Genomic DNA, 14142 nt, shown 5'->3' with positions numbered 1-14142 from the left:
GAAATTGCAGGGGATAAATTATTCTTGTTTTTTCTTTTATGTGTAAGAAAGTATATAAAATATCCAAAAATATTTTAAAAAAGGAATTTTTTGATTGGTTTTTGAGCGGAATTGGATTTGGAACGGTCTATTAGGCTTGTTGCGGAATGTTGTTTAATTGCCATTGTTTTAATTTTTCTCGGTATTCATCCCACACACATGGGCAACAACTACCACCACCACAACATTCATCTGGGGCCGGCTTTTGGGGTTTTGGCTCAGCCTGTTGTATAGGTGTGTTCATTTTTAATACTGAAAAATAATTACGAATAGAGTATGAAGAATAAAACAAAAACTAATATAAGTAAATTATGCTTTGTGAACTTCGCATGCTGTGTGAAAATAGCCAAATGCGATTATACAAAGTTATTCATCGAGCCCCATTCAGAGTGGCTAAAATTACCAAAAAGCGTCAGACCCTACGTTTCAAGCGCGCTATGGTAGCACTTAAAATCGCACTTGCCCAAGAAAAGCAAGAAACAAAAGAGATGCTTCATATCTATAGGCGATACACTCAAGGCTTAGCTACTAAAGAAGAGTTACATACAGCCAATGAGCAGTTTTTAGATATTTTAAAAGGGCTCGGTTTAGGTGTCTTTGCTGTATTACCATTTTCACCTATCACCATTCCTTTAGTTGTTAAACTAGGGCAATGGGTCGGTGTTGATGTTTTACCTAGTTCGTTCAATATGAACCGCTCAATTAAAGAGCTTGATCAACAAGTCGAAAAAGAAGAAAAAGAGAAGCAAAACAAACACTGATTAGGTTTTGCTTATCTGATTTTGCCTATACCTTTTGTATCAAGATATTGGTATGCTTAAATACCTTTTCTTTATATCGAGTCGTTTAATGAGTTCATTAATTCGCCATTCTTCTACGGGAATTCCCCTGTCATTTATTGCTAAAGCTGACCTATCAACGTGGTTAACCGAGCAGCCGCAAGCCTTACAAAATTGGCTAACAAATTGTGATTTCAAAAACAAAGGCATGGCCTTAATTGCTGATAGTGAAACCGGTTCACTTGAGCATGTGTATTGTTTAGTTAATGATTTACAAGACTTTTGGTTAGCAGGTGACTTATCAACAAAACTGCCAGCAGGTTGTTATCAAATTCAAGGTGATGATAGTTTTGTAGAACAAGTAGCGCTGGGTTTTGTGTTAGGTGGTTACGAGTTTAGTGAATATAAAGAAAAACCATCGCCACGTGCCACACTAGCTATTAAAGATGAAAGCTTAGTTAAGCGTTTATCGCAGCATGCAAGTGCGATTAATTTAGTCCGTGATCTAGTTAATACGCCTGCTGCAGATATGATGCCGCAACATCTTTCTCAAGTGATGGCAGATTTAGCAGACACCTTTGATGGTGAGTTTAGCGAGTGGGTTGGTGATGAATTATTAGAGCAAAACTACCCAACGATCCACATGGTTGGTCGCGCATCTGAGAATAAACCGCGTTTACTTGATTTACGTTGGGGTGCAAAAGATGCTCCGCAGATCACCCTAGTAGGTAAGGGTGTGTGCTTTGATTCTGGTGGTTTAGATTTAAAACCAAGTTCAGGCATGCGCAACATGAAAAAAGACATGGGCGGTGCTGCGCATGTTATTGGCCTTGCACAGTTAATTATGGCTGCCAACTTACCAATTCGTTTACGAGTACTAGTACCTGCAGTTGAAAATGCGGTTTCTCGTAATGCATTTAGACCCGGTGATGTGATCAAAACACGCAAAGGGATCACTGTAGAAATTGATAACACGGACGCTGAAGGTCGTTTAGTACTGTGCGATGCACTTGCTGAAGCGCAAAACGACAACCCAGAGCTGATTGTTGACTTTGCAACCCTAACAGGTGCTTGTCGTATCGCTTTAGGGACTGAATTGCCTGGCTTTTTCGCAAATGACCGAGATGTTGCGAACAAATTAATGGATGCCGGCGAAAGCTGTCATGATCCAATTTGGCAATTACCGTTATTTGATCAATACAAAGCATTATTAAAAAGCGACGTAGCTGACATTGCCAACTGTGCATCAAGCCCATTCGGTGGTGCAATCACTGCTGCGCTTTATTTAAAAGAGTTTGTCGAGCCAAGCACGCCGTGGGTGCACTTTGATGTGATGGCTTGGAACTTACGTTCATTACCAGGTCGTCCTGCAGGGGGGGAAGCACTGGGTATTCGCGCCGTGTTTAACTACCTACAAGATCGCTTTCAATAATCTAGAGTTGGTAAAGCTCTAACGGTAAATCATCGGGATCGGCAAAAAACGTAAATTGCTTCCCGGTGATTTCATCCACTCTTATTTCTTCAACTGAAATACCTTGTTGCTCTAAATATTCCTTAGCGTTTGCAATGTCGGCAACTTTAAATGCTAGATGTCGAAGCCCTTGTGCCTCTGGATAGCTGGGTCTTTGTGGCGCTCCGGGAAACGAAAACAATTCTAATTGGCTACCATCAGGAAGTGCTAAATCTAATTTATACGAGTCACGTTCAGCGCGGTATAGCTCGTGAATAATCGGCAGTTTTAATACTTCACTATAAAAATGCTTTGATTTGTTGTAATTACTACAGATGATTGCAGCGTGATGGATGCCTAATAATTCCATGGTCGATTCCTTTTATGCTCATAAAAAAACGCGGACTAAGCCGCGCTTTTCTATTAATGAATGCAGCTTTTTATTCTGCCGCTTTACATGCCGCAACAGCCGGTGCAACAAGTTCAAGACCTGTTTTATCACACTCAGGTAAAGCTGCATCAGACACCGCAATTGGTGTCACGCGCTCGCCCCATTTAATGTAACTTGCCGCCCACGTTAAGCCTGCACCAAATGCTGCTGACATAATGTTTGAGTTTGGCTTGATTAGTCCTTGTTCAACAGCTTCACAAATTGCAATCGCAATTGTCGCAGCAGACGTATTACCGTAATCGGCAATGTTCACCATGACTTTTTCGTCAGCTACTTTCAAGCGTTGCTGAATAGCTTGGATAATACGTAAGTTTGCTTGGTGAGGAACTAATACGTCAATATCATCAAGCTGTAATTGTGCTTGGTTTAGCACGTCATCACAGGCTTCGCTCATACCTTTAACTGCACGCTTGAAGATTTCACGACCTTCGAATAACAAGTTAGACGGGCCAATTGGCTCGTATTTATTTAAATCGCTACCAAAGTTTTCGATGTGTAAGATATCGCGATCTTCACTGTCACAGCCGGTTTTAGTTGCAAGTAAACCAGATGGTGTATCTGAGGCTTCTAATACAACGGCACCAGCACCATCACCAAATAATACAGCACTGTCGCGGCGCGCCCAGTTGATGTACCACGTCATGCGCTCAGCAGCAATAACGACTGCTTTTTTGATCATACCTGCACGAATTTGCGCAGTGGCTGCTTGTAATGCATATAAAAAGCCTGAACATGCAGCGTTAGTATCCATTGCTGCTGCGCCTACCGCACCAATATTTTTTTGCACTAGAGACGCTGTATTTGCCACCATTGTTGATGGAGTACAAGTTGCAAGTATCACAAGATCAATGTCTTTGCCATCAACGCCCGCGCAGGCAAGGGCATGTTTTGCAGCAACCGTAGCTAAGTCGGCAGTAGAAACATGGCTGACACGGCGAGATTTGATGCCTGTACGTGTGGTGATCCATTCATCGTTGGTATCAACAATATTGCTAATTTCATCGTTGCTGATGCTTGCTGGTGGTATACATTTACCCCAGCCAGTAATTTGGGCATAAGACATAATGTGTTCTCTTTATGTGGTCAGACTTGTTAAATTTTCCCGAAGTTATATCAAAATTCACTTGTTAACACTAGTTCATTGCTTTGCTATGTCGTAAATAATGGCAATTACCGCGTATTTAAGTTAAACCTAGTATAAAAAAGAGGCGATTATGAAAAAAATAAACCTAAAAATAAGCACATTATCGGTACTATCTTTATTATCAGCGTTTGCGGTTAATGCACAAACAACGCTTATATATGCTGGAAAGGTGCTGGTAGGCACGGTACAAGATGTCAAAGAACAACAAACACTGGTTATTGAAGATAATAAAATTGCTGCAATAAAAGCAGGCTATTTAACAAAGCAGCAGTTAAACCTCAGTGATGCAGATATTATTGATTTAAAAAATCAGATGGTATTGCCGGGTCTGATTGATATGCATGTTCATGTTACTTTTGAGCGTGATGCAAAACGTAACCCACATCAGTGGACAACTGAATACGAAGCTGACTATGCACTTCGTTCTTTAAAGTACTTACAACGTACGGTTGATGCAGGTTTTACCTCTGTGCGTGACCTAGGTAGCAGCTATCAAGTTATCTTCCCATTAAAGCGAGCGATTGAACGTGGCGACATTGTTGGCCCGCGCATTTTTGCAGCAGGGGATATGATCACACCGACCGGTGGCCACGGTGATATGCATGGTTATCGTCGTGATATTACTAAAGCAACAGAAGGGGGTGGCTTGGGTGTGTGTGATGGCGCTGATGATTGTACTCGTGCAGTGCGTGATGTAATCAAAAGTGGTGCCGATGTGATTAAAATTACCGCCACAGGTGGTGTTTTAAGTAATACCGCTGCGGGTGTGAACCAGCAATTTACAGATGAAGAGCTCAATGCCATTGTCAACACGGCTCATCATTTAGGCCGTAAAGTAACCGCTCATGCTCATGGCACAGAGGGCATAAAAGCAGCGCTTAGAGCGGGGGTTGATTCAATCGAACATGGCTCTTTTTTAGATAAAGACACTGTTAAGCTTTTCAAAAAGCAAAACGCGTATTTAGTTCCAACGTTACTCGCTGGCGCTACAGTAAAAGAAGAAGTGCTAAATAACCCAAATATGCCAAAAGCGATTGCTGATAAAGTAGAAGTAGTCGCCCCAAAAATGGAAGCATCGTTTAAGTTAGCGTTAAAAAATAACGTTAAAATAGCCTTCGGTACTGATTCTGGCGTATCTAGGCATGGCGATAATGCCAAAGAGTTTGAGTTATTAGTTAAATATGGCATGACACCAAAGCAAGCAATTAAATCAGCTACCGTCGAAGCTGCAAAACTTTTAGGTCAAAGTGAAAGCCTTGGTGACTTGAGTGTTGGTAAACAAGCAGATATTATCAGCGTAAATATGAATGTGCTTGATAACATTAGTGAACTTAGTCAGGTTCAGTTTGTTATGAAGGGCGGTAAAGTGCTCAAACAGTAAGGGTTACTATGGGCGGTAAAATTAAAGAGACGTTATTTAATCATTTAATTGATGCAGAACGACAGCTTCTTGAGCCAGAGGTTCGGCAATCTGCTGAAGCGCTTGATGCATTACTAGATGATGATTTTATTGAAATAGCCGCTGATGGCACGTCATTTAATAAATTCCAAGTTTTAACCCGCCTACCAACTGAGGTGGTACCGCAGTTTTATAATCAACATTTTAAAGGTCGTATGCTCAGTGACGATGTTGCACAGCTAAGCTATCAAGCGGCCTTTAGACGTTCTGCTCGCTCAGAGTTTAACTACTCAGTGCGTATGTCACTGTGGCGTTTTAATGGTAAACAATGGCAAATGGTGTTTCATCAAGGAACGCCTTGTGCTGTTTTTACTATTTCTATGGACGATGATTAAGCTTTAAAGAGTCCGTTATGCAAACCGATCCGGCGATAAGTCGCCTGCTAATTTTAAGAAGCGCCGCAATCGCTGTGCAGTTTGTTGCTGTGATAGCGGTGTATTTTTTATTTGAATACCAAATTCCTTTACTGCCTTTACTTGCTGTTATTTGTGTTGAAGCAATCTTTCAGCTGTTAAGTATATTTGCATATAGAAAAGTAACGAAAGCCAAGCCTGCTGCTGTGTTAATGCAGTTGACAGCCGACTTATTGTTTTTAACTATTTTGCTCTCCTTAAGTGGCGGGGCAACCAATGCGTTTGTTTCGTTATTGCTGTTACCAATAATGATAGCGGCGGTGTCTGTTAATGCAAAAGGGCTTGCCTACACGGCAGTGCTGGCAATCGCCGCTTATAGTTTTTTACTGATAAAAATGCCTGAACACACCATGCACCAAATGCAGATGACACATCATTTTATTGGTATGTGGATTAACTTTGTTATCAGCGCCATTGTTATTGCCTTTGTAATTGGCACATTAAACAGTGCGTTAAGAGCCAGAGAAACCACCATTGCACGCACTCGCGAGCAACAATTAAGGCATGAGCAGTTATTAACGCTTGATGGCGCAGCAGCACAAGTAACGCACCAGCTAGCAACGCCGATAGCAAACTTACAGCTGTTATTTGAAGAGCTTAAAGAGCAGCAAGCTAATGATCCTATTGTGCAAGAAATGGCTAAACCATTAGCCCAGTGTAAAGAGCAGCTTGAGCACTTTAGATCACTTTCAAATGCGTTAAGAACCGGTGAAACGAAACAGGTGATTAGCGCTAAAACACTACAAAACACCATTCAAGATGCGATGACTCTGCATTTTCCAGAGCAAAGTTTAGAGTGGCAAAATGACGCCCCTGAATGCTCGATTTTAAGTGATGCCATGCTGTTGCCAGCTATTTTGAACTTACTGCAAAACGCCGTAGCGGCAAACAACCACAATCAGCAACACAAGATTGAGGCTAAGTGGCAAATCGATAAGCAAACACTTTCATTGTCGTTGCGTGATTTCGGTCAAGGCTTTAGTGAGCAGCAAATGGCATCATTAGGTGGTCAGCTTATGCCAAGTAGCGATGGAATGGGGATGGCTGTGATGCTCTCGAATGTGACGTTAGAGCGTTTGAATGGCTCATTAACACTCAGTAATCACCCGCAGCAAGGCGCGATTGCGATGGTTAGTTTAAAAATTGTATGAAACTTTTAATTATTGAAGATGATGTAAACCTAGCTACTACACTGGCAAGGCGCTTTACAAAACAAGGCTTTACATGTGAGCTCGCTCATAACAGTGAGCAAGCTTTACAACAAATAACCACTTTTGAGGCAAGCCACTTTCTAGTGGATTTAAAACTTGGGGATGATAACGGCCTTGCGTTAATTAAGCCTTTAAGAGAACAATTTCCTTCAGCGCGTATCGTATTACTCACGGGGTTTGCCAGTATTGCCAGTGCCGTCGAAGCCATACGGCTAGGTGCAGATGACTACTTACCAAAGCCTGTCGATTTTAATTCATTGTTAAAAACAATTTTGGGTGATGTTGAAGCAGGCGTTTCGTTGGAAAGCACAGAGCCAAGCCAAATAATGTCGCCAGAGCGCCTTGAGTGGGAGCATATTCAACATGTATTGCATAGCAACAATGGTAATATCTCTGAAACTGCGCGCCAACTTAATATGCACAGAAGAACCCTACAACGTAAATTACAGAAAAAACCCGTACAACACTAAATTGATTGTTTATTAATCTGAAATAATGCAGGGTTTAATGCAAAAGTATGGTTTAAGTGTAAATGGGTACAAATCTCAGCCTTTTTGATTTGCCGCATCGCTGATACTTAACTAAAGTCAAATTAACCCTGTTAGTTTTATGAGTCTGGTGTATGCATTTTTCTGAACTTAATTTCTTCGCGATTTTTTTTGCTGCCCTTGCATCTTTCCTATTGGGCGCTGTGTGGTACTCTCCTTGGCTTTTTAAACGTATTTGGATGGAAAGCTGTGGTTTAACTGAGCTTGACCTGCAAAGCATCAACCCGGTTATGGTGTTTGGTGGCAGCTTTGTTTTATGTTGTTTAATTGCCTTTAGTTTATCGCTATTTATTGGTGCAAATGTCAATGTGGGAGTGGCCGTAGGCACTGGCTTTATTATTGGCTTGTGTTGGGTAAGCTGTGCTTTAGGGATTGGTTATATCTTTGAACAACGCCCATTAAAATTGTTTTTAGTTAATGCAAGTTATTCAATATTACAGTTTTCTATTATCGGCTTAGTTTTGGGGCTCTGGCCTTAACATGGTAAAGTAAGGTTTTAATTTAGCAATGTAGTTGTCATGGCAAAACCTAACAAAAAAGGCCCGACTAAAACGGTCGATATTTTTTGCTCTCAATGTAAAAGCCAATTATTTAAATACCGCAAAGGTGGAAAGGGCGCGTTGGTTAAATGTTTTGTCGAACGCATTAGCCAAGACTTTACCAATGAAACCGGAACATGCCCTGACTGCCAACGTCAATTCGCCCGCGAAACCATGATCCGCGGCGCACCTGCTCTAAAAATCATCGGTGGTAAGGTGACCCATAAATAGAATTAAAATACGGACATTTATCCTCGTTTCTCCCTTATGCTCTGATACTATTGACCGGTTTGCTGTTTCAATGAATGAAAACAACCCTCCCCATGGATTGGGCCAGTTGTATGGGTATAAACACATGAACAAAATGGATTCACGCACGTGATAGCACTTTTATTTGATATTATTGGCATGACAGGCACATTCTTAGTGGTTGGTGCTTTCTTTTTATTACAATTGAATAAAGCATCGCCAACTGGCCTTGTGTATAACATGATGAACTTAACAGGTGCAATCCTGTTACTGATTAGTCTTTGTTATAACTTCAACCTTGCTAGTTTTGTTATCGAAATATTCTGGATAGCGGCGTCACTTATTGGTTTATATAAGTACATCAAAGCAAAGCGTACTGGAAATGTTGAAACAGCTTAATTAAGCCTATTTCACTAAACCAGACCTTTTTAAAGACCCATTTACAGCTGAAAATGGGTTTTTTTGTCTCTACTTCTGAGAACTCTTCAACTAAAACTATAAAAACATTGCAAGCTTGCCAATCTTTTGTATTAATAGTGTAAACAAGGTGTTGCTTTTGCAGCATGGGCTTTTAGTACAGGTATCTCGCAGCGTGAAGCTTTTAAGATGTTCAGCACTTTTTTCAATTGCAGTTGCCTCAACCATTCCACTGGTTGCAAACGCAACAGACGAGCAAGACTTATTCTCTTTAAGTTTTGAAGACTTGCTTGATGTTCAAGTCGATATTGCTAGTAAAACCAGCGAAACCCTGTCTTCTGTTCCCTCGACAATGAGTGTATTTAGCCGTAAACAAATTCAAGCACTTGGTGTTGATAACGCTTATGAAGTAATGAATTTTGTGCCAGGTATGCAATCAACCCGTGGTGATTGGGTTGGTGCCGTGCCTAAAGATCATGCTCGGGGAGTGTATCTTGATAGCGGTAATGTACTGGTGATGATCAATGGTGAGCGAGTCAATGAATCATCATTTGGTAAAGCCTCTGTTTACATGCCTTATATTCCTATTGAAGTGATCGAAAAAATAGAGTTTATTCGCGGCCCCGGCTCGGCGCTATATGGCAGTAATGCGTTTTTAGGGGTGATGAATATTGTTACCTCTAAAGAACGAAACGCACTGCAACTTGTGGTTGGCAACAATGGTCGCTATGGGGCAACAGGGCAGTTTAATACCTCTTTTAGTGATGATACATCACTCTTTGCGAGTATTTCTTATGATCAAAAAGACGGCGAAAGCTATCCGCAAGGGGTAAAAGATCCTCTTGAAGCGCTTTACCTAGAAGCAGGTGTTGATTACAAAAAGCTTAAACTACGCGCGCGCTACAACGAAACCTCTCTTGATGAATTTTTAAACCTTGCTGGCTATTCAACGCAAAACCAACACACCAGTGATAACACTTTTGTTGGCGTTAAATATAACTGGATTAATAACGATAGGTTAAAGCTAGACTCTAGTTACTCGTACACCAAACATAATATCTCAAGTGCTGGTTTAATCGCTGCATTTGACGATATACCTGACTTTTTACTTGGCCCAGCTTGGCAAACAACCGATAGCAAATTTGAGACTGAACTGAGTTATCAGTTTGAAAATCAATGGCAGCTTGCTGCGGGTATAGAATACGCAGAGGCTAAACAAGTCGAAGCAGGGGTGCGTACTAGTTACTATGATGATGAGTCGATGTTAGTCATTATTGATCCCGCTTATTATCAGCAAGGTATTGTGACTGTGATGGACTTCCCTGAATTTGCATCACTTAAATATACCTTCGAAACATATAGCGCCTACGGGCAGTTAAAAATACCTTATTCAGATGCACTTACTTTATTTGTAGGGGCACGCTATGACGATGTGAAGGACATCGACAGTAAATTCTCGCCTCGTCTTGCCGCTGTTTATGTAATAAACCCAGAGCATACCGTTAAAGTGCAATATGGAGAATCGTTCAGAACTCCGGTTACTAATGAGCTTTTTTCAAATGATGATGTCACCGTAGGCAACCCATCACTTCGCTCTGAGTCGGTAAAAACGACTGAGCTTGTTTGGCATTATCAAACCTCAGAGTTACAAGCTAATGCTGTGCTTTTTTATAATGAACTCAATGATTTTATTAACATTGAGCCAACACAATCTACGGACGCTTTGTTTACATTTGCAAATTCATTTAATACCCAAAACAGTGGTATCGAGCTTGATGGCACTTGGCAATCAAGTAAAGAGTTCTCTGTAACGGGCACTTATACGCAATACTTTGAAGATCCAATTAATGCGAGCTTTAAACGTTTTGCAAGCTTAGTGAGTAGTTATAACTTATCTGACAGTTGGCAAGTGAGTTTAAACCTATTGTGGCGTGATAAAGTTGAGGTAAGTTCAGTTACCGGTGCTCACTTCAAACAGTCGGCCTATAGCTTAGTCGGTGGTAGTGTAAAATGGCAGTTAAACGCCAATAGCCAACTTATGCTGAAAGCTGAAAACCTATTCGGCAAAAAATATAACGTGTTTGATCCTCGAATGGACAATGGCGCAGTCGCTGGTACAAGCGAAGATTTATCGTTACACTACCAATTCAATTTCTAGTTGCGCTGCTCACAAAGGTTTGAATGTCGTCATTAAGTAAAAAGTTAGTTATTGCAGGTGCAATGCTTTTGTTGTTGCTTGTGTTAGTTTTTTACGTTGGACGCGCTCACGATTATCAACAAGCAGAGCAACAAAGTCGCGTACAAGCGACTCAGTTAAGTCATTATTTCTCAAGTGAATTAGCCCGATTTAAAACCATTCCTACCCTAGTGAGCGCCAATGATTTAGTTAAATCTTTTGTTGTAAAGCAAGGGATTGGCGAGCAAGCCGTTAATTATTATTTAGAAGATATTCAACGTGCCAGTGGTGCATCTGATGTCTATTTGATGGATTTAACAGGCTCAGTTGTGGCAAGTAGTAATTGGCAGGTTGATTACACCTTTTTGGGCAGCAACTTTGCTTTTAGGCCTTATTTTTATTTAGCCAAGCAAGGTGAAAAAGTGGCTTATTTTGCTTTAGGCATGCGCTCAAGTGAGCGAGGCATATACTTTTCAGAGCCTGTTATCGATAAAGGTAACGTTATTGCCGTTGTCACTTTAAAAGTGAATGCTAAAAAGTTTGAACAAGACCGTCAGCTACTTAATGCATCAGACAGCACTCATTTTTATATCGCATTAGAAGACAGTGTCATAGTGATGTCAGACGTTGAGGATTGGCGCTTAAAAGCACTTACATCACTTAATGATGAACAAATGGCCGCTTTGATTAAGTCGCGGCGCTACTTGTCTCATAAACCGAGTTTACTGGCTTATACTAATAAGCCATTAAGTGAACAGACCGCTCAGCAAAATATACAACTTGATGGCAAACAAGCGCGCTATATCAGCGCTTCAGAAAAAATAGCGATTATTAACGCTAACGCCACTGTGCTGGTGGATGTAACGAATGTGGAACTTGCACAAATTCCAAGGCTTTTGTGGTTTAGTGTGTTTTATGCCATTGCCGTGGTGTTAATTCATATGGCTATGGTGCGTTTTGCGGGCTATAAAAAGCTTCTGTTTTCAAGGCACAGCCTTGAGCAAGAAGTGATCGAGCGAACTCAAGCGCTCGAAAAAGCCCAAAAAGCGCTGATCCAAACAGCTAAACTTGCAACGATAGGTCAATTAAGTGCGGGCATTAATCATGAAATCAATCAGCCACTAAGTGCCATGAATACATATTTAGTGAGTGCAAAACGGTTACTTATTAAAGGCAATATTGAGCAAGCCAGTGAAAATTTAGTGCTAGTGCAGTCACTCATAGAGCGTGTCCATAAGATTGTCGCGCAGCTTAAGCATTTTAGTAAACCTGCGCAAACTCAATTGAGGCAGCAAAGCTTAGCGAGCATGTTAAAGAATGCTTTAATGATTGCCAGCGCTCAACTTAAGCAAGACGATATCGAGGTAAAAGCCGCTGATATTGACGCAAACATCACTGTGTGGGTCGACAGCGTTAAGTTTGAACAAGTCTTGGTAAACGTGATCACCAATGCCAGCCAAGCAATGAGTGAATCAGAAAAGCGCGAATTGAGTTTCGAGCTCGAACTATTCGACGACCGCGTAAAACTTTCTATTCTTGATACTGGCCCGGGTATCGATCAACACGCATTAGGTAACATCTTTGAGCCATTTTACAGTACTAAAACCAGCAATGGTTTAGGTTTGGGCTTATCTATTTCACGGCAAATTATCGACTCATTTAATGGTCGATTATCTGCGCACAACCGCCCTGAAGGCGGCGCACAATTTATAATAACCTTACAAACAAATAAGGAACCCTCATGAGTGAAGTTGCAGCGACCTGTAATCAGGTAATCGTTATTGATGACGAAGCGGTGATCCGCGATTCATTAAAGCAACTCCTTGAGATTGAAGGTTATCAAGTTCAGTGTTTTAGTGAGCCTACAGCGGCACTTTCAAAATTAAGTCGTCGTTTTGAAGGGATTGTATTAAGTGATATAAACATGCCCAAAATGGACGGTTTGGCTTTTTTAGAGCAAGTTAAAGCCTTTGATAGTGAGCTACCGGTTATTTTTCTTACCGGCTTTGCTGATGTATCTGTGGCCGTTAAAGCCATGCAACTTGGCGCATATGATTTATTTGAAAAACCACTGACAGAGCAATTGTTAGACTGTATCGCGCGCGCTTCAGAAAAACGTGCTTTAGTGATGGAAAACCGAGCCTTAAAAATTGCCGTAGAGAAAACCTCTGCACCTGGTGTGCGAATTTTAGGTGAAACCGAGCAAATGCAACAAATGATGCATTTACTCAATGCGGTAATCGATACCCCCGCCGATGTGCTTATAGAAGGTGAAACAGGCACGGGTAAGGAGTTAGTCGCTCGTTACTTGCACGATCAAAGTAATAGATCAGCGGCTAATTTTGTTGCCATAAACTGCGGTGCAATCCCTGAGCAACTTATCGAAAGCGAACTCTTTGGTGCAGCCAGTGGCGCATACACTGGGGCAACACAATCTCGCCAAGGTAAGTTTGAATTTGCCAAAGGCGGCACTGTCTTTTTAGATGAAATAGAGTCAACGCCCGCAAGTTTACAAGTAAAGTTATTAAGGGTACTTGAAGAGCGAAAAGTAACGCCTGTAGGTGATAACCATGCTATTGATTTAGACGTGCGTATTGTTGCTGCCACCAAAGTTGATTTAATGAGCTTAGTTGAAGCAGGGGAGTTCAGAGCTGATTTATATTACCGCTTAAACTTAGTGAAAGTGAGTATCCCGGCATTACGCGATAGAAAAGCTGATATTCCACTGCTGTTTAAGCATTTTAGCTCGATAGCAGCGACACGTTTTCATAAACCACCTGCACCACTAAGTAGTCAAGCAAAGCAGCGACTCCTTGCGTATGATTGGCCGGGAAATGTGCGAGAGCTTAGAAATCAGGCTGAACGTGCGGTATTGCTAGGTTCTGATTTGGCTTTTGCTTCTTATAGTGATACAAACAATGAAAACGAACTTGCTCAGGATTTAAGTCTTGCCGAGAAGATTAGCTTTTATGAGCAGTCACTCATCGAAGAAGCGTTAGAGCGAAACAACGGCAGCATAAAAGACACCATGGTCACATTACAAATTGCACGTAAAACCCTCTACGACAAGATGAGCAAATACGGTATTAATCGCGAAATGTTCAAAGATTAAACAAACCTCTCACATTAAACGCTTCTCAATGGGTGGAACTGGTGACAGCACAGGTTTAAAAATGTGTGGAGATCCACCCATAAAAGCCAGCCTAAAAAATGTCAATAAAGTTAAATTGCTGTTATTTAAGGGTTTTTATTAAATTATCTAAGTTG

Annotated in this window: 15 protein-coding genes; 12 read left to right on the top strand and 3 right to left on the bottom strand. The window is 41.2% G+C overall.

Translation table 11 applies throughout. From position 1 onward, the window contains the following. Nucleotides 1–130 precede the first annotated feature (130 nt). Nucleotides 131–283 carry an oxidoreductase-like domain-containing protein gene (locus tag C2M33_RS00860; protein WP_082401749.1) on the bottom strand — a complete coding sequence of 51 codons (153 nt, stop codon included), beginning with the start codon at nt 281–283 and terminating at the stop codon, nt 131–133. Between the two features lie 106 nt (nt 284–389). On the opposite strand from C2M33_RS00860, the gene C2M33_RS00855 reads away from it, so the two are divergent. Beyond that, entirely contained in the window at nt 390–800 is a 411-nt protein-coding gene (locus tag C2M33_RS00855; protein ID WP_105173788.1) for a hypothetical protein, read from the top strand. Nucleotides 801–888: 88 nt separating this feature from the next. Then, the gene (locus tag C2M33_RS00850) at nt 889–2250 is read left to right on the top strand and encodes a leucyl aminopeptidase family protein (RefSeq protein WP_105173787.1); all 1362 of its coding nucleotides are present in this window, start codon (nt 889–891) and stop codon (nt 2248–2250) included. A 1-nt stretch (nt 2251) separates the two neighbouring features. Here C2M33_RS00850 and gloA2 read toward each other — a convergent pair whose 3' ends face one another. Continuing rightward, complete coding sequence (gene gloA2, locus C2M33_RS00845) at nt 2252–2638, bottom strand: SMU1112c/YaeR family gloxylase I-like metalloprotein (protein ID WP_063703538.1); 387 nt, start codon at nt 2636–2638, stop codon at nt 2252–2254. 70 nt (nt 2639–2708) lie between these two features. Next, on the bottom strand, nt 2709–3782 hold the full coding sequence (locus C2M33_RS00840) for a ketoacyl-ACP synthase III (RefSeq protein ID WP_105173422.1): 1074 nt from the start codon (nt 3780–3782) through the stop codon (nt 2709–2711). Between the two features lie 151 nt (nt 3783–3933). Between C2M33_RS00840 and C2M33_RS00835 the strand changes: the two genes are divergently transcribed. The 10 genes from C2M33_RS00835 (at nt 3934) to C2M33_RS00790 (ending at nt 13987) form a co-directional block, all read left to right on the top strand. Beyond that, complete coding sequence (locus C2M33_RS00835; protein ID WP_105173421.1) at nt 3934–5244, top strand: metal-dependent hydrolase family protein; 1311 nt, start codon at nt 3934–3936, stop codon at nt 5242–5244. An 8-nt stretch (nt 5245–5252) separates the two neighbouring features. Then, a complete protein-coding gene (locus C2M33_RS00830; RefSeq protein WP_063703547.1) occupies nt 5253–5657 on the top strand; it encodes a nuclear transport factor 2 family protein in 405 nt (134 codons plus the stop codon). Nucleotides 5658–5674: 17 nt separating this feature from the next. Next, on the top strand, nt 5675–6886 hold the full coding sequence (locus C2M33_RS00825; protein ID WP_105173420.1) for an ATP-binding protein: 1212 nt from the start codon (nt 5675–5677) through the stop codon (nt 6884–6886). After that, the gene (locus C2M33_RS00820; protein ID WP_105173419.1) at nt 6883–7416 is read left to right on the top strand and encodes a response regulator transcription factor; all 534 of its coding nucleotides are present in this window, start codon (nt 6883–6885) and stop codon (nt 7414–7416) included. Before C2M33_RS00825 ends, C2M33_RS00820 begins: the two co-directional genes overlap by 4 nt. A 152-nt stretch (nt 7417–7568) precedes the next feature. Further along, a complete protein-coding gene (locus C2M33_RS00815) occupies nt 7569–7973 on the top strand; it encodes a DUF1761 domain-containing protein (protein WP_063703553.1) in 405 nt (134 codons plus the stop codon). 39 nt (nt 7974–8012) lie between these two features. Further along, the gene (locus C2M33_RS00810; RefSeq protein WP_105173418.1) at nt 8013–8264 is read left to right on the top strand and encodes a hypothetical protein; all 252 of its coding nucleotides are present in this window, start codon (nt 8013–8015) and stop codon (nt 8262–8264) included. Nucleotides 8265–8411: 147 nt separating this feature from the next. Continuing rightward, the gene (locus C2M33_RS00805; RefSeq protein WP_054552127.1) at nt 8412–8681 is read left to right on the top strand and encodes a CBU_0592 family membrane protein; all 270 of its coding nucleotides are present in this window, start codon (nt 8412–8414) and stop codon (nt 8679–8681) included. Nucleotides 8682–8874: 193 nt separating this feature from the next. Continuing rightward, nucleotides 8875–10857 carry a TonB-dependent receptor plug domain-containing protein gene (locus C2M33_RS00800; RefSeq protein ID WP_233999065.1) on the top strand — a complete coding sequence of 661 codons (1983 nt, stop codon included), beginning with the start codon at nt 8875–8877 and terminating at the stop codon, nt 10855–10857. 23 nt (nt 10858–10880) lie between these two features. Next, nucleotides 10881–12620 (top strand): sensor histidine kinase, encoded by a 1740-nt coding sequence (locus tag C2M33_RS00795; RefSeq protein ID WP_105173417.1) that lies wholly within the window; start codon nt 10881–10883, stop codon nt 12618–12620. Next, complete coding sequence (locus C2M33_RS00790; protein WP_105173416.1) at nt 12617–13987, top strand: sigma-54-dependent transcriptional regulator; 1371 nt, start codon at nt 12617–12619, stop codon at nt 13985–13987. Before C2M33_RS00795 ends, C2M33_RS00790 begins: the two co-directional genes overlap by 4 nt. Nucleotides 13988–14142: the final 155 nt, after the last annotated feature.

The sequence above is a fragment of the Pseudoalteromonas sp. T1lg122 genome (genome assembly GCF_002964825.1).
GTDB lineage: Bacteria > Pseudomonadota > Gammaproteobacteria > Enterobacterales > Alteromonadaceae > Pseudoalteromonas > Pseudoalteromonas gelatinilytica.
This window is presented reverse-complemented; position numbering and strand designations above follow the sequence as displayed.

What these genes read in the sequence shown, in the direction of transcription:
- C2M33_RS00860 (WP_082401749.1), bottom strand. Translation starts at nt 283, where the DNA reads ATGAACACACCTATACAACAGGCTGAGCCAAAACCCCAAAAGCCGGCC.
- C2M33_RS00855 (WP_105173788.1), top strand. Translation starts at nt 390, where the DNA reads ATGCGATTATACAAAGTTATTCATCGAGCCCCATTCAGAGTGGCTAAA.
- C2M33_RS00850 (WP_105173787.1), top strand. Translation starts at nt 889, where the DNA reads ATGAGTTCATTAATTCGCCATTCTTCTACGGGAATTCCCCTGTCATTT.
- gloA2 (WP_063703538.1), bottom strand. Translation starts at nt 2,638, where the DNA reads ATGGAATTATTAGGCATCCATCACGCTGCAATCATCTGTAGTAATTAC.
- C2M33_RS00840 (WP_105173422.1), bottom strand. Translation starts at nt 3,782, where the DNA reads ATGTCTTATGCCCAAATTACTGGCTGGGGTAAATGTATACCACCAGCA.
- C2M33_RS00835 (WP_105173421.1), top strand. Translation starts at nt 3,934, where the DNA reads ATGAAAAAAATAAACCTAAAAATAAGCACATTATCGGTACTATCTTTA.
- C2M33_RS00830 (WP_063703547.1), top strand. Translation starts at nt 5,253, where the DNA reads ATGGGCGGTAAAATTAAAGAGACGTTATTTAATCATTTAATTGATGCA.
- C2M33_RS00825 (WP_105173420.1), top strand. Translation starts at nt 5,675, where the DNA reads ATGCAAACCGATCCGGCGATAAGTCGCCTGCTAATTTTAAGAAGCGCC.
- C2M33_RS00820 (WP_105173419.1), top strand. Translation starts at nt 6,883, where the DNA reads ATGAAACTTTTAATTATTGAAGATGATGTAAACCTAGCTACTACACTG.
- C2M33_RS00815 (WP_063703553.1), top strand. Translation starts at nt 7,569, where the DNA reads ATGCATTTTTCTGAACTTAATTTCTTCGCGATTTTTTTTGCTGCCCTT.
- C2M33_RS00810 (WP_105173418.1), top strand. Translation starts at nt 8,013, where the DNA reads ATGGCAAAACCTAACAAAAAAGGCCCGACTAAAACGGTCGATATTTTT.
- C2M33_RS00795 (WP_105173417.1), top strand. Translation starts at nt 10,881, where the DNA reads ATGTCGTCATTAAGTAAAAAGTTAGTTATTGCAGGTGCAATGCTTTTG.
- C2M33_RS00790 (WP_105173416.1), top strand. Translation starts at nt 12,617, where the DNA reads ATGAGTGAAGTTGCAGCGACCTGTAATCAGGTAATCGTTATTGATGAC.